The organism is Betaproteobacteria bacterium (assembly GCA_016194905.1).
Taxonomy (GTDB): Bacteria; Pseudomonadota; Gammaproteobacteria; order Burkholderiales; family JACQAP01; genus JACQAP01.
Map to the genome: position 1 here is coordinate 14,330 of JACQAP010000007.1, position 14,299 is coordinate 28,628.

14 protein-coding genes are annotated in these 14,299 nt (G+C 61.3%); 9 read left to right on the plus strand and 5 right to left on the minus strand.

All coding sequences use genetic code 11. The features are described from left to right. Complete coding sequence (locus HY067_03225) at nucleotides 1-1,194, minus strand: efflux RND transporter periplasmic adaptor subunit (protein MBI3526957.1); 1,194 nt, start codon at nucleotides 1,192-1,194, stop codon at nucleotides 1-3. Between the two features lie 719 nt (nucleotides 1,195-1,913). On the opposite strand from HY067_03225, the gene HY067_03230 reads away from it, so the two are divergent. The 3 genes from HY067_03230 to HY067_03240 all read left to right on the plus strand — a co-directional run bounded on the left by HY067_03230 (nucleotide 1,914) and on the right by HY067_03240 (nucleotide 3,767). Then, a complete protein-coding gene (locus HY067_03230) occupies nucleotides 1,914-2,465 on the plus strand; it encodes a DNA starvation/stationary phase protection protein (GenBank protein MBI3526958.1) in 552 nt (183 codons plus the stop codon). A gap of 47 nt (nucleotides 2,466-2,512) precedes the next feature. Next, entirely contained in the window at nucleotides 2,513-3,409 is an 897-nt protein-coding gene (locus HY067_03235; protein MBI3526959.1) for an NAD(P)-dependent oxidoreductase, read from the plus strand. A gap of 163 nt (nucleotides 3,410-3,572) precedes the next feature. Further along, entirely contained in the window at nucleotides 3,573-3,767 is a 195-nt protein-coding gene (locus HY067_03240) for a hypothetical protein (GenBank protein ID MBI3526960.1), read from the plus strand. A gap of 69 nt (nucleotides 3,768-3,836) precedes the next feature. Here the strand turns inward: HY067_03240 and HY067_03245 are convergent, their stop codons facing one another. From HY067_03245 to HY067_03260, 4 genes are all read right to left on the minus strand, one after another. Beyond that, nucleotides 3,837-4,268, minus strand: coding sequence for a DUF4124 domain-containing protein (locus HY067_03245; GenBank protein MBI3526961.1), 432 nt, complete (start codon nucleotides 4,266-4,268; stop codon nucleotides 3,837-3,839). 79 nt (nucleotides 4,269-4,347) lie between these two features. Beyond that, nucleotides 4,348-4,953: a c-type cytochrome gene (locus tag HY067_03250; GenBank protein ID MBI3526962.1), complete on the minus strand. Its 606-nt coding sequence runs from the start codon at nucleotides 4,951-4,953 to the stop codon at nucleotides 4,348-4,350. Between the two features lie 6 nt (nucleotides 4,954-4,959). Then, nucleotides 4,960-6,000: a sorbosone dehydrogenase family protein gene (locus HY067_03255; GenBank protein ID MBI3526963.1), complete on the minus strand. Its 1,041-nt coding sequence runs from the start codon at nucleotides 5,998-6,000 to the stop codon at nucleotides 4,960-4,962. 192 nt (nucleotides 6,001-6,192) lie between these two features. Beyond that, complete coding sequence (locus HY067_03260; GenBank protein ID MBI3526964.1) at nucleotides 6,193-7,200, minus strand: aldo/keto reductase; 1,008 nt, start codon at nucleotides 7,198-7,200, stop codon at nucleotides 6,193-6,195. Between the two features lie 545 nt (nucleotides 7,201-7,745). Between HY067_03260 and HY067_03265 the strand changes: the two genes are divergently transcribed. The 6 genes from HY067_03265 (at nucleotide 7,746) to HY067_03290 (ending at nucleotide 14,281) form a co-directional block, all read left to right on the plus strand. After that, on the plus strand, nucleotides 7,746-8,258 hold the full coding sequence (locus tag HY067_03265) for a hypothetical protein (GenBank protein ID MBI3526965.1): 513 nt from the start codon (nucleotides 7,746-7,748) through the stop codon (nucleotides 8,256-8,258). A gap of 220 nt (nucleotides 8,259-8,478) precedes the next feature. Next, complete coding sequence (locus HY067_03270) at nucleotides 8,479-9,108, plus strand: TetR/AcrR family transcriptional regulator (protein MBI3526966.1); 630 nt, start codon at nucleotides 8,479-8,481, stop codon at nucleotides 9,106-9,108. Continuing rightward, the gene (locus HY067_03275; GenBank protein ID MBI3526967.1) at nucleotides 9,105-11,468 is read left to right on the plus strand and encodes a PAS domain S-box protein; all 2,364 of its coding nucleotides are present in this window, start codon (nucleotides 9,105-9,107) and stop codon (nucleotides 11,466-11,468) included. The genes HY067_03270 and HY067_03275 overlap by 4 nt, the downstream gene beginning before the upstream one ends. Before the next feature lies 1 nt (nucleotide 11,469). Further along, a complete protein-coding gene (locus HY067_03280) occupies nucleotides 11,470-12,114 on the plus strand; it encodes a response regulator transcription factor (GenBank protein ID MBI3526968.1) in 645 nt (214 codons plus the stop codon). 318 nt (nucleotides 12,115-12,432) lie between these two features. Then, nucleotides 12,433-12,819, plus strand: coding sequence for a response regulator (locus tag HY067_03285; GenBank protein ID MBI3526969.1), 387 nt, complete (start codon nucleotides 12,433-12,435; stop codon nucleotides 12,817-12,819). Between the two features lie 409 nt (nucleotides 12,820-13,228). Next, entirely contained in the window at nucleotides 13,229-14,281 is a 1,053-nt protein-coding gene (locus tag HY067_03290) for a PAS domain S-box protein (protein MBI3526970.1), read from the plus strand. The last annotated feature ends 18 nt before the right edge of the window (nucleotides 14,282-14,299 follow it).

A 14,299-nucleotide genomic window follows, 5' to 3' on the forward strand; every position in this document is an offset into this window, starting at 1 on the left:
TCAGTTCGACTCTGCAGGTTGGGGCGTCGATGCGACGGGCGCCGGCGCGGCGCTCGCGACAGCGACGGCTCGAACGGTGGCTCCCGGCTGCACTTTCTGCACGCCAGCCACGATCACTTTATCGCCTTCGTTCAGCCCGTCCTCCACCACCCAATCGGTGCCGGTCGTGCGGGTGGCCTGGATCGCGCGCAGCGATACCTTGTTGTCCGCGCCGACGACGAGCGCCGTAGCCTTGCCGCTCGCGTCACGGGTTACGCCGACTTGAGGGACGAGCACGACGTTGTCGTTGATCCCCTGGTCGATGCGTGCACGGACGAACATGCCCGGCAACAGCACGGCTTTCGGGTTGGGGAACAGCGCGCGCACGGTCACCGAGCCTGTGCCCTGGTCCACCGTGACGTCGGTGAATTGCAAGGACCCCGCAAGCGGATATTGAGTGCCGTCCTCGAGAAGGAGCGTCACCTTGGCCTGGCCCGGGCCGGTCAGCTTCAGCCTTCCGCTCGCGACGTCGCGGCGCAGCTGCAGGCCCTGCACGCTGGATTGGTTGAGGTCGACATAGATCGGGTCGAGTTGCTGCACGGTCGCGAGCAGCGTCGCGGCGCTCGCCTGCACGAAGGCACCCTGGGTCACCGCCGAAGGGCCGATGCGTCCCTCGATGGGCGACACCACACTCGTGTAGCCGAGATTGATTTGCGCGGTCTGGACCGCGGCCTTTCCGGTGGCGACATCGGCGGACGCCTGCCCCTGGGCCGCGACCGCGTTGTCGTAGTCCTGCTGGGCGACGCCGTTGCCGCCGAGAAGGATCTTGTAGCGCTCCACCAGCACGTTGGCCGCGGCGAGCGTGGCTTGGGCGCGCGCGAGCATCGCCGCGGCGCTCGCGAGCGCCGCGCGGTAGGGCGCCGGATCGATCTGGTATAGCAACTGGCTCGCGTTCACGTCTGCGCCTTCCGTGAAAGGCCGGGAGAGGACGATGCCGTCGACTCGGGCACGGACCTGCGCCACGAGGTGCGCGGAAGTGCGTCCCGGCAGTTCAGTGCTCACAGGGACGCTCGCGCGATGGACCGTCACCACGCTGACTTCCGGAGGTTGCGGAGCGGGCGGCGCCTGACTCGCTTCGCTGCAGCCGACAAGCGCAATTGCAGTCAGCGTTAAAAGGAAACAGGTAGATCGCCGCGGTGCCCCATGCAAATGCATGAACAGAGTCCTTTGCGTTGCACCCGCCGCCGGGGTCGCCGGACGCGAGCCGGCGCGACTCAGTAGCGGGTAGCTCCGTAATGTATTGACACGCATTTCACGCAAGTCCGTCATGTTTTGTCCTCATTCCATCCACGTTTCCGCGTTTCGGTTGCGGCGATGAGGCAGCACTATGCATGCCGGTGGGTTGGCCAGGTATTGGCGGATCATTAAGTTCCGTTAATCTTCGGAAGGGAGCGCTTTATCTGGCTCTTGCGGCAGGCAATGTTCAGCCATGCTCCGACGCGCGCCGCCGACCTTCAGAGCGCCGGGGGCCAGATACTTCAACGTTTCTGGCCCTTGTCATTTCCGCTGCGATCGGATTTGCCGCACAGACCGCTTGTCAGCCGAAAGTTTTGTCTGGGGGCCGGACGCCGCACGGTTCCCGGGTGGACCGTCGAGCGATGAAGCGCAGGGGAGCGCCGATAAGGGGTCAAGTTAACGCCATGCTCCAACGGCAAGGCGGTCGGGCGCGGGCCACAACATGAAAGTTAGTTAATGATCCGCCAACCTCTGGCAGAGCCGAAGACCGGCATCATGCAACACAGTTGGTCCGACCTTACTGGCTCTATCGAAGTGAAGTGTTGAATGGCTGAGCAGACCGTGGCGGTTCGGGACGACCGGCCGCCCCAGGGGCCGCGATCAAAGTCGCAATCACCTACCGAGAAGGAGTCAAGATCATGGATGCCATAACCCGAATCACCGATGCCATAACCCGGCCCGATACCCGGGACCTTTCGCTTCACACCCTGACGGATCTGGGTGCGGAGGCGGCGCGCGACATTTCGGGAGCACTCAACGTGCTGCTGGCGGACTTGTTCGCCTTGTACCTGAAAACGAAAAACTTCCATTGGCACGTGTCCGGCCCGCACTTCCGCGACTACCACCTCTTGCTGGATGAACAGGCTAACCAGATCTTCTCGACCACCGACAGCATTGCCGAGCGTGTGCGCAAGATCGGCGGATCGACGCTGCGTTCCGTCGGCCACATTGCCCGCCTCCAGCGCGTTCTGGACAACAACGCGGAGTACGTTACGCCGCTCGATATGCTTGCAGAGTTGCGCGACGACAACAAACAACTCGCGACGCGACTTCGCGAGGCGCACGGACTCTGCGACGAACATCGGGATGTGGCGAGCGCCAGCCTGATCGAGACCTGGATCGACGAGACGGAAGGCCGCGTGTGGTTCCTCTTCGAGGCGGCGCGCCGCGGCGACAGCAGTGGTCATTGACGCGCGAGGGGCAGTCAGACGACGCTTGATTCAATCAGGAGAGTGAAATGAAGATCGGTATCGCCGGCACAGGCCGGATGGGAACGGCAATCGCCCTGCGGCTGCTGGAACTGGACCACGAGGTCACAGTTTGGAACAGGGCACCGGAGAAGACCGCGGTGGCTGCCGCTACGGGAGCTGCCGTTGCGCCGACACCCGCAGCTTTGGCTTCGGCCTGCGACAGGATCATTACCATCTTGACCAACACTGCGGCCATGGAGGCCGTCTACACCGGGAAGGATGGGTTGCTGTCGGGGGACGTGCGGGGCAAGCTGCTGATCGAAATGAGCACTGTGCGCGGAGACGACCACCGCGCGCTCGCGTCCAAGGTGGCAGCCAGGGATGCGGCGTTGCTCGAATGCCCGGTCAGCGGCACGGTCAGACCGGCCCGCGAAGGAAAGCTGGTCGGGTTCGCCGGGGGTACGCCCGAGGCCTTCGCGGCTGCCCAGCCGCTGCTCGATCAACTCTGTCGCAGGTTCGAGCTGATCGGCCCGATGGGCGCGGGGGCCAACATGAAGCTCGCGGCCAATCTGCTGCTCACGGTGTTCTGGCAGGCCCTGGGCGAGGCATGCAGTCTGATGCAGGGCGTCCCGATCGAGCCGGAAAGGCTCATCGATCTGTTGGCGGATTCCAACATCGGCGCCGGCATCCTCAAGGCCCGCGGCGCCCTGGTGGCCACCGCGCTCGCGGGCAACGACACGGCAGCAGCGAGCTTCGACGTCGACTTCATGCGCAAGGACCTGCGCGATATGCTGCAGGAAGCCGCAGCACTCGGCGTTTCGTTGCCCGTGGCGGCACGCACGCTGAAGTGCTTCGACGAGGCCTCCCTCGCCGAGTTCGGGAAGATGGACGCAACCCGGTATCCGGCATGGTGGATCAGCCACACCGAAACAGAACAGGCCTGACGGCGTCCCTCGAACATATGTCCGTCAATGCTTCAGATGCTCGTGCTCCAGCATTCCTGGTACACCGCGTGAGCCGTTGGCATGAATGTCCTGAAAACAGGAGAAGCTTGTCCGCGATGTCCGGTTGTTGAACTCTGACCGGTTCGGCGCTGTCTCCACTGCCATGGCCAAGTATCCGAAAATCAAGCTCTGCGTGTTTTGTGTGGATATACGCGACGACACACTGCGAAGCCCGGTGCACTTGATTCACCCGGTCAGCGGCATGCAAATGCTTTTCGACGAGCGCGGTGAAGCGGTCTGCCCGATCTGCCAGGCAAAGTGGCGGCGCGAGCGGAATGTAATGTCGCTGGCAGTGTAAGGTCGAATGTGTGCCGCCGGTACATTTGACGAAACCGATGCAGGTGGTGGCCGGCAATATTTAGCAAGCTCAGCGCATCGACCCGGCCGACCGCATCTGGTGGATCACATGACCGCCACGCTGGATCGCTTCGGCGCCTAGCTCCGTGTCTACCTCGCGCTCGCAATCGACGCCGTTGTTCTGCTCGCAATCCTCGATCATCTTGTGACGGCGCTCGGCGTTTGCTTGGGCAGCTACCGCGTTCTGTTGATCTTCCGTGTGAACGGGCTCTGCGTCAGAAGTCGGGTCCGGCGCAGTCGTGCCGGCGATGATGCTCAGGCCGCCACGGGACTTGCCCTGCGCCTTCATGCCTGCGCGAAATGTCTCCGACTGCGGCACGCGAGGCGCTTTTACGTCCGCCAGAGGCATATCCGAAAAGTGCACCTCACCTGTTTCGTCGAACCACATATTGACTTCGCTGGCGCGCGCGATCCCTAAGACCATTGGAAATATCAGCGCCATCAACGCCACTCGTGCAGCATGCGATGGTTGCATGTGTTGGTCCTTTGCGTGAATTTGGATACGTGCAGTCGCACAGGTGCTAGTGCAGCTGGGACAGGTAATGCGCGAGAGCCGCCAGATCCCGGTCCGGAAGCCCGTGCAGCACCTCTGTCATAGTCCCGTCGAAGCCCGGGCGACTGCCGTCCCCATAGTCCTTCATCGCCTTGAGCAGATAGTCCTCGCGCTGACCAGCCAGGCGCGGCATCTGGTTTTGTCCGGCGAAGGTCGCGAGGTGGCACGAGGCACAGTGATTGGCTTGGGTCAGGCGTTCACCTTCGCCTACTTGGGCTTTGTCTTGTCCGCCCAGCGGTTCTGCCGGAGGTAACGCGGCAAAGTAGGCGCTGAACTGCCGCACCTCGCTGTCGCTCAGGGCCGTAGCGATCGGCGACATACGTGCAGACTGGCGCTGCTGGTCCCGGAATAAAGTCAGCTGCAGTGTGAGGTAGTACGCTGGCTGCCCAGCCAATGAAGGTATCTCGGTCATCGAAGAACGGCCGGCGGGCCCATGGCAGGCGCCGCAGTTTGCGGCCATTTCAGGGACGGAATCCGCGGCTCCAACCGGATGCGGATTCCCGGCCGCAACCACGAACACGACGGCTGCAAACGCCAGTGACCCACGTCCGAGCAGATCAAGCAACGTAGTCATCACGCATCACCTGGTATAGCTGATCCGATACAGCGCACCGGCCTCATCGTCCGAGACCAGCAGCGACCCGTCGGGCATGACCTGCACATCCACCGGGCGGCCCCAGTACGTCTGATTATCCAGCCAGCCGTCGGCGAACACTTCGGACCTTGGCGGCTGCCGGGAATTGTCCACGGAGACGATTCGGTAGCCCGATTTCTTGCTGCGATTCCAGGAGCCATGCTCGGCGATGAAGATGCGGTTGCGATAGTCCGGCGGGAACATGCCGCCGGTATAGAAACGCATTCCGAGCGAGGCAACGTGCGCACCCAGCTTCACTGCAGGTGGCACGGCATCAGCGCAGGAGCCGAGGCTAGCGAATTCCGGATCCGGTGTGTCGCCCTGGTGGCAGAACGGATAGCCGAAGTTCAGTCCAGGTCCCGCGGCATGATTGAGTTCGTCGCTCGGGAGATCGTCTCCTAACCAGTCGCGTCCGTTATCGGTGAACCACAACTGCCCGCTAGCAGGATCCCAGTCGAAGCCGACGGTGTTGCGCACGCCGCGCGCATAAACCTCTGCGGCCGAGCCGTCGGGACGGATGCGGCGAATCTGCGCGTTGGTCGCCGGCGGATTGCAGATGTTGCACGGTGCTCCGATGCCGACGTACAGCCAGCCGTCGGGACCGAAGCGGATAAAGCGCCAGCCATGCGGTTCGTCTTTGGGCAGGTCGGCATATACGACTACCGGTGCGGGAGGATGGTCCAGCCGGCTCTCGATATCGTCATAGCGCAACACGCGCGAGATTTCGGCCACGTACAACGAGCCGTCGCGGAACGCGACCCCGTTGGGCCGGTGCAGGCCCGTAGCGATAGTCTTGACTTCGCGATGGTCGCCCTTGTGCACCACGGCGTAGACGTTGCCGGCGAGCCGCGTGCCGACGAACACCGTGCCCTTCGACCCGACCGCGATGGAGCGGGCGTTCGCCAGCCCGCTGGCCCACAGCTCGATCGCAAAGCCCGGAGGCAGTTTGATCTTGCTCACGGGGATGTCGTTCGCGCTCTTCGCCATCAGCGCGGGCGGGTTTGGCGCCAGCGGTGAATTGTTCAGTTCCGCTGGACGGCCATCGGTCGCAGGCGAGGGCGCCTGGGCATAGGCCGCGCATGCGACAAGAAAAAGGCCGGCCATGACAACGGCCCGGTGGGGGGAGATATCGATGCAACATGATCTTTGTTTCCTTTTGGGTTGTGGCTGACAGTGTGCTCAAGCCGGGACGCTCTCAACTACGCCGCGCGCCGGCGGTGCCATGAACTCGGGGCCGACCGGGTCCTTCACATGCAATGCGAGGATGGCGTCGATTTCGCGCATTGCCGAGGTATCGAGCGACCACCCCAGCGCGTCGTCGACAGCGTCAAGCTGCCCGGGCTTGCGCGCGCCCCACAATGCGATGGTGCCGCCCTGATCGAGGATCCAGCGCACGGCCAGAGCGAGCACACTCTTGCCGTAGCGCTGATGTGCGAACTCCTCCAGTGCGTGCACGGCCGCCAGGTACTGGCCGAGGCGCGGCTGCTGGAATTTCGGATCGGCCTTGCGCAGGTCATCGCCCTTGAAGCGTGTGCCCTCGCCGATCTTGCCGGTCAGCAGCCCAAGGCACAGCGCCCCATAAGCCAGCACGGTGACGCCGGCCCTGCGGGCGTAAGGCAGCACGTCCTTCTCGATGTCGCGCTCGAACAGGTTGTAAGGTGGCTGCACCGTGTGCAGTGGTGCAATTTTGTGAAAGGCCTCCATCTGCGTCGGGCTGTAGTTGCTCACACCGATTGCCCGGATCTTGCCCTCTGCGCGCAACTCGCCCAGGGCTGCAGCAGTCTCCTCAATGGGCACTCTGGGATCAGGCCAGTGCACCTGGTACAGATCAATGTAATCGGTGCGAAGCCTGCGCAACGAATCTTCGATCTCCTGGCGAATCCGCGCGCGCGTTGAGTTTCGAAACACTTTGCCGTCGCGCCACTCCAGCGCCATTTTGGTGGCGATAACCGTGCGGGTGCGCCGACCGCCCTCGGCCAATGCTTTGCCCACGATCTCTTCCGACCGGCCGAATCCGTAGACCGGTGCGGTGTCGATAAGCGTGATACCTCGATCGAGGGCGCTCTGAATCGTGGCGATCGCCTGCTGCTCGTCGGTTCCACCCCACATCCAGCCGCCGACAGCCCAGGTGCCCAGGCCGATGCGGGAAGCGACGATATTTGTGTTGCCGAGTTGAATGGTTTCCATGGCTCTGTCTCGTGATGTGTTCCTGTCAAGAGGGCGATGCTGCTGCACCGTCGTGCTTAGTCCGCATTCCATCTACGCTCGCGTTTCGGTAGCGGTATCGGAGGCACACTATGCATGTCGAAGGATTGCTCACGTATTGACGAATCATTAAGGTCCGTTAATCTTCGAAAGAGAGCGCTTGATCGGATTTCTGAGACAGGTGATCTTCAGCCATACTTCAGCAAACAGAGCCCGGCACGGGCGACAAGATGCAGTCGAGCATCCGCGGGCTCTGTCGGCGGATATCTATTTCAGTGTGCGGCCGCCGCGCGCCGCTGACCTACAACGAACCGAGGGCGATGCACTTCGGCGTGTCTGGGAATCAAGATTACGCAACGCCCCAGCGGTGAGGCGGCCGGGAGGCTCTCCAGGCCGAAATATGAAAGATAGTTAATGATCCGCCAACCTCCGGTGGAGCCGCCGGCCGGCATCATGGAACACATTGGTCCGAGCTCAGTCGTAGCGTATCGTGCTGGCCGAAATCGCGTCCTTGCACTCGAGTGGACATGCTGTCTAAATTTATATTGACCAAACATATGAACGTGCGTCATTCCCAACATTGCAATCCAACCCCACATCGCCGAACCAGCGCGCGCGAGCGCATTGATCAGACCGCCTACGAGCTCTTGATTTCAGGAGTGACTACACAAACAATTGGACGACAGACTCGTGCTGCGCTCCTTGATAGTCAGCGCCGGGTGCTCGAGCGGATCGCGAGTGGGGCGCCGCTGCAGGAGATTCTTGAGACACTGGTCAGGCCGGTCGAGGAACAGGCCGACGGTATGCGCTGCGCCGTGTTGCTGACGGACACCGTGCAACACCGGCTCAAGTTTGTCACCGCACCAAATATCCCGGAGGATTACAGGGCTGGCATCAAGCCGTTTCCGCGCATCGCGCCAGACATGGGCGCGTTCGGAACTGCGGCGTTTCTTCGCGAGCCGGTGTATACAAAAGACGCCGGGATTGACGCGCCTTGGGAGGATTGTCCGCGACTATCGCTAAGGGTCGTCAATACTTAACTACGGAACCGGGGTTGCTCTAAATCAGGGCAGCAGCTCAGGCGAACTTGACAACATGATCAAGATATGAGAGACAGAGCTGTATACGAACAGAAGTACAACTTGAATCGTCCTTTGAGGTAGATTGGAGAGACAGAGCTGTATAGAAATGGAAGTAGTACTCGGTTCGTCTATACTTAAAATGTGCAAGCCGGCCTGTCTAATCGTAGAGGTCTCTCGAATGAAAGCACCTCGATCCAAACATCGAAAGCCAATCTCCTCTCGCTCCGCCAGCGCGAGAGAGCGCATAGATCAAACCGCGTACGAGCTTTTTTCTCGCCACGGAATCCGTGCGGTGGGCGTTGATACCGTCGTTGCACGCTCTGGTGTGGCGAAAATGACTTTGTATCGGCACTATGCTTCCAAAGACAAGCTCGCACTCGCTTTTCTCCGCCGTCGTGAGGAATTGTGGACGCGGGCTTGGCTGCAGGAAGAGGTGGAGCGCCGGGCCCGAATGCCCGGCGAGCGCCTGCTTGCCGTGTTCGATACTTTTGACACGTGGTTCCGTCGGTCCGATTTCGAGGGCTGTTCCTTCGCGAAAGCGCTGCTCGAACAGAGTGACCTAAGGCATCCCGTTCGAAATGCGGCCGTGCGCCACATCGAGACGATCCGCGCACTCCTGCGACAATGGGTTGAGGACGCAGGCGTGCGCAACCCGGATCGCTTGGCAAGACAGTGGCAAATCCTGATGATGGGATCGATCATCGCCGCCTACGCGGGTGACCTGAACGCGGCGAGGCGAGCCAGGGATGTGGGAATGTCGCTCCTCATGCGCGAGCGTGTCGCGATTGGGAAGAGATTTCGGGCGTGACTTCACACATAACCGAACAACAGACTCGCGTCGCGCTTCTTGATAGCGAGCGCCGGGTGCTCGAGCGGATCGCCAGTGGCGCGCCGCTACGGGAGATTCTCGAAACCCTGGTCCGGCTGATCGAGGAGCAGGCTGACGGTATGCGCTGCGCCGTGCTGCTGGTGGACACCATGCAGCAGCGGCTCAGGTTTGCCGCTGCGCCGAACATCCCCGAGGATTACAAGGCGGGCATCGACCCGTTCCTGCGCATCGCGCCCAACATGGGCTCGTGCGGGACAGCGGCGTTCCTGCGCAAACCGGTGTACACGAAAGACACTGGGGTTGATGCGCTTTGGGAGGACTGCCGCGACATCGCGGTCCGCAACGGCCTGCGCGCGATCTGGTCCACCCCGATTCTTTCGGACGACAACACTGTGCTCGGGACATTTGCGATGTATTACAGCGAGCCGCGCCTGCCGTCGACGGATCACATCCACCTGATCGACATGGCCACGCAGATGGTGCGTTTGGCGGTCGAGGCGAAGAGCAGCGAGGAGTTGTTGCGGACGGTTTTCGAAGGGGCGCCGTGCGGTATGGGAATCACCGACCTCGCGGGGAATATCGTCCGGGTCAATCCGACGTTTGCGCGGCTGGTGGGCCACACGCAAGCGGAGCTGCAAGGCAAGACCATCGCGGACGTCACCCACGAGGAAGACTATCCACAAAACAAGGCGCTGATCGACGAGCTGCTCGCGGGCAAGCGCGAGGCCTTTGTGATCGACGAGCGCTATCGTCGAAAGGACGGCCAATTAGTCTGGGTGCACAATACCGTGGCGCTCCTGCACGGTCCGGCGGACGAGCCTCGCTACATGGTCGCACTTATCGAGGACATTACCGCGCGCAAGCACGCGGAGGAGGCTTCGCGGCAGATGGCCGGGGAGATTCAAGCGTTGTCGCGGCAAAAGGAAGATCACCTTCGGCTTGTCATCGACACAATTCCCACGATGGCCTGGAGCGTTCTGCCTGACGGCGCCGTTGATTTCGTCAATCAGCGTTGGCTGGAATATACGGGCCTCTCTTTGGAGGAGGCACTTGAAGGGTCGACTCGCACAGTTCATCCAGAAGACCTTCCAAGGGTCATGGGAAAGTGGTCTCTGGACATGGCTGCCGGGGAACCGTGCGAGGATGAAATGCGTTTGCGCCGCGCTGACGGAGAATATCGCTGGTTCCTGATACGCACTGTGCCGCTGCGCGATGAACAGGGGAATATCGTAAAGTGGTACGGAACGAGTACCGATATCGAGGACCGAAAGCGGGCCGAGAATGCACTGCGCGAGAGCGAGGAAAAGTTCCGCCAGCTAGCCGAAAACATCCGGGAGGTGGTCTGGATGACCACACCCGCCATGGACGAACTGCTCTACGTGAGTCCCGCGTATGAGGTCATCTGGGCACGATCTCTGGAAAGCCTGCGTCAACGGCCGCGATCGTTCATGGAGGCGATTCACACTGAGGATCGCGAGCATGTGGTCGGCATCCTTGAAAGGCAGCGGGAACAGGGATTTGAGGTGGAATACCGCATCGTAAGACCTGACGGGTCTGTGCGATGGATCCGTGACCGTGGATTTCCCATAAAAAATCGGTCTGGAAAGGTGTACCGGATCGCTGGCGTTGCGGAGGACATCACCCAGCGCAAGCACGCTGGGGACGCCTTGCGGCGGTCGGCGGCAGAGCACCAGGCCCTGTCGCGGCGGCTGGTCGAACTGCAGGAATCTGAGCGCCGGCAGCTTTCCCGCGAGCTCCACGATCGGGTCGGCCAGTACCTGACCGCCCTGAGAATCAACCTCGATATCCTTCAGAAGGCGCTCGCTTCGAGCGGAAACGGCGAGGTTCGGGCACGAGTGGACGATTCGGCGGCGCTTCTCGAGTCGACGATGGACGCGATCGAGAACGTCATGTCGGAGCTGCGACCGTCGATGCTCGACGACCACGGTCTCGCGGCGGCCTTGGACTGGCACGCGAGTAATTTCTCCATGCGAACGGGGATCGCGGTCGCGGTAAGCGGAAGCGAGCCGGCTGTGCGACCGGCACCTCAGGTCGAAATCGCGCTCTTTCGCATCGCGCAGGAGGCGCTCAACAACGTCGTAAAACACGCCCGCGCGCGGCACGTCGAAATCGCGCTCGATCATGCGAACGGCGAATGCGTGATGTCCGTGCAGGACGACGGAATCGGCTTCGACCGCGTGGAGGCTACCTCGGACAAGCCGAAGCCCGGACTCGGCATGGTGACGATGAGAGAGCGCGCGCAGGCAGTCGGCGGGCGCTTCGAGGTTCGGGCGCTGCCCGGCCGCGGGACACGACTCACCGTGCGGGTTCCACGCTGACATGACGATCAGTGTTCTGATCGCCGACGATCACCGCGTTGTGGCTGAAGGTTTGCGCCATCTGGTCGAGGCGCAGGCCGACATGAAAGTCGTCGCTCTGGTCGAGGACGGCCGCGAGGCCGTGAGCAGTGCAATGGAGCACAGTCCGGACGTGGTCCTCATGGACATTGCCATGCCCGTTCTGAACGGCACCGAGGCGACGCGGATCATCCGGGAGCGGTGCCCTCAGACCCGCGTCATCATGCTCTCCGCGTACTCGGACCCGGTTCACGTGTACCGTGCACTGCAGGCTGGCGCAGCAGGCTATATCGCGAAGAAATCAGTGGCCAAGGAAGTGGTCGATGCGATTCGGGCGGCGCACGAAGGCAGGCACTATCTCAGCGGACAATTGAATGCAAGTTTGATTGACCACGTCGTCCGCAAAGCCGCCTCGGACGACCCAATTCTGCGGCTTAGCTCCCGCGAGCGACAAGTCCTGCAAATGCTCGCCGAGGGACACTCTATCGCCGAAATCGCGGAAACGCTGTCGCTCTCACCCAAAACGGTGGAGACCTACCGCGCTCGAATGATGGACAAACTCGACATTCGCGACCTCGCGAATCTTGTCAGATTCGCGATCCGGCAGGGCATTACTTCTCTCGAATAACCGCGACGCAGGCGCTGTCAGGAAATATCTGACGCAGTTTGTCGGCTGTACGCGACGGCATCCGTAGGTCTTCATCATTAGAATTCAGACTGGACGCTGGCGCTCTATTCGCTGGTCTCGCGAACCGGATTCGAAAGGATAAGACTCGGCTGAAGTGCTCACATCGGACGGCGGCCGCTTCCCCGTGGTATTCCAAAAGTGACTTCTCAAGCATTCCCCACGGACGAAGAATCGAATTTTCAGCTGGATTTCGGGCAACGCCGCGTAGTGAAGAACTGCCGAAATCGGGAAAGAACAGAATGGCGAGAAGAGTGTTTCTTGCAGCTAGCCGCTGGTACAGCAGTGCTTGGCGGCCCTGATTTCGGGCTGCCCGGGATCGAACTCGCCTGTGAAACCAGGCGTGCGGCGCAGGCGCTGATCCGGCGCTGCCACCCGCAAGGGGTGATTCTCGACATTCGCCTGAACGACAGCAACGGCTTCGATGTGCTGCGGCAGGTCAAGCGCGAACCCGGCGCGCCGGTGGTCATCATGCCGACCAGCTTTCCCAGTACCAAGGCGCGGCAAGAGTGCCGGGCGCTGGGCGGTGGTTTTTTCTTCGACAAGGCCACGGAGTTCGAGGGGGCGATCGAGGTGCTGACCGACCGGGAGTTCGCGCTGCGCACTTCGAATTCAACATACCGGCCGAAACCGGGTGCTAATCAATGAGTAATTCGCAAACAAATGTTCGTTACAGAAAGCGAACACAACCTTAAAGGAGAACGGCGTGTCATGACGGCAAAACTAAAGTTAGGTTCTGCCGCCCGCAAGCGTACCTTTTCAGGCGAGATGGCGGGTGTCTTTCCCCTCGCTGGCGTTCTCCAACTGACTCCGAGCGGCCGCCGACTGATTCGCGTTCCTCCCTTCGCGACAGCCGGATTCTTTAGGACGCACTTATCGACGTTAGTTTGCCAGCGAACCGCCATCTTGTTTTTTGCTCCGCTTCCCGACGTGTCGCACGGGGTGTGGCCACCAGCCTCATCTTTGAATCAGCATCCGGAATTCACCCTGTCCAGAAACCGTCGTGTTGAAAAGTGATCCCACGCACCATTCCACGGGCGTCTTCCCGGAAGACTTCATGAGCAGGCAACTCAAGATCCTGATCGTTGAGGACGTTCCGAACGACGCCGAGCTCGCGCTGTGGGAACTCAAGCGCGCGTGCATCGTGGTCGACGCGCGCCGGGTGGAGACCGCGGCCGAATATCGTCGGGAGCTGGAGGAATTCAAACCCGACTTGATCCTTTCGGACTTCACCATGCCGAATTTTGACGGCACGGAAGCCCTCGCCATCGCACGCGATCATTTCCCGGATATCCCGTTCATTTTCGTCTCGGGTTCGATCGGTGAAGAGCATGCGATTCGTGCCCTGAAACAGGGCGCGAACGACTACGTCATGAAGACCAATCTGATTCGCCTGTCCTCCGCAGTGGTGCGGGCGATTCAGGAACAGCGGGAACGAACGGTCCGCAGAGACACGGAATACGCCCTCAGGGCAAGCGAATTGCGCAAGAGTGCAATTTTCGAATCGGCGCTCGATTGTATCGTCACGATTGTCGCACAAGGCCGTGTCATCGAATTCAATCCGGCGGCGGAAAAAACTTTCGGCTACGCGCGCGAAGAAGTGCTGGGGAAGGAACTCGCCGAACTCATCATTCCGGCCGGCATGCGCGAAGCCCATCGACGGGGGCTGAAGCACTATCACGCTACCGGGGAGGCGCCGATACTGAGCAGGCGCATAGAGGTTTCCGCGATGCGAAAGGACGGGAGCGAGTTTCCCGTCGAACTCACCGTGGTACCTATCCGGCTCCCGGACCAAACGCTCTTCAGTGCCCACATCCGGGATATCACCGAGCGCAAACGCGCCGAAATGGACCTGCTGGAAAGCGAAGAGCGGTTCCGCCAGGTGGCCGAGAACATCCGCGATGTATTCTGGCTGACCGATCCGTCGAAAGACGAAATGCTCTACATCAGCCCCACATACGAGGAAATATGGGGCCGGAGTCGCCAGAGCCTCTATGCGGCGCCTCGGGCCTGGGCGGAGGCGTATCGCGGGAATCGCGGAGGATACCACCGAACGCAAGGAGCAGGAACACAGGATCGCGCGGCTGAGCCGGATCCATACAGTACTTAGCGGCATAAATTCGGCGAT

Bases quoted from the DNA above. Each gene is read 5' to 3' on its own strand.
- HY067_03280 (MBI3526968.1), top strand. From the start codon at position 11,470: ATGACGATCAGTGTTCTGATCGCCGACGATCACCGCGTTGTGGCTGAA.
- HY067_03265 (MBI3526965.1), top strand. From the start codon at position 7,746: ATGCTGTCTAAATTTATATTGACCAAACATATGAACGTGCGTCATTCC.
- HY067_03230 (MBI3526958.1), top strand. From the start codon at position 1,914: ATGGATGCCATAACCCGAATCACCGATGCCATAACCCGGCCCGATACC.
- HY067_03270 (MBI3526966.1), top strand. From the start codon at position 8,479: ATGAAAGCACCTCGATCCAAACATCGAAAGCCAATCTCCTCTCGCTCC.
- HY067_03225 (MBI3526957.1), bottom strand. From the start codon at position 1,194: ATGCATTTGCATGGGGCACCGCGGCGATCTACCTGTTTCCTTTTAACG.
- HY067_03240 (MBI3526960.1), top strand. From the start codon at position 3,573: ATGGCCAAGTATCCGAAAATCAAGCTCTGCGTGTTTTGTGTGGATATA.
- HY067_03235 (MBI3526959.1), top strand. From the start codon at position 2,513: ATGAAGATCGGTATCGCCGGCACAGGCCGGATGGGAACGGCAATCGCC.
- HY067_03245 (MBI3526961.1), bottom strand. From the start codon at position 4,268: ATGGCGCTGATATTTCCAATGGTCTTAGGGATCGCGCGCGCCAGCGAA.
- HY067_03250 (MBI3526962.1), bottom strand. From the start codon at position 4,953: ATGACTACGTTGCTTGATCTGCTCGGACGTGGGTCACTGGCGTTTGCA.
- HY067_03290 (MBI3526970.1), top strand. From the start codon at position 13,229: ATGAGCAGGCAACTCAAGATCCTGATCGTTGAGGACGTTCCGAACGAC.
- HY067_03255 (MBI3526963.1), bottom strand. From the start codon at position 6,000: ATGGCGAAGAGCGCGAACGACATCCCCGTGAGCAAGATCAAACTGCCT.
- HY067_03260 (MBI3526964.1), bottom strand. From the start codon at position 7,200: ATGGAAACCATTCAACTCGGCAACACAAATATCGTCGCTTCCCGCATC.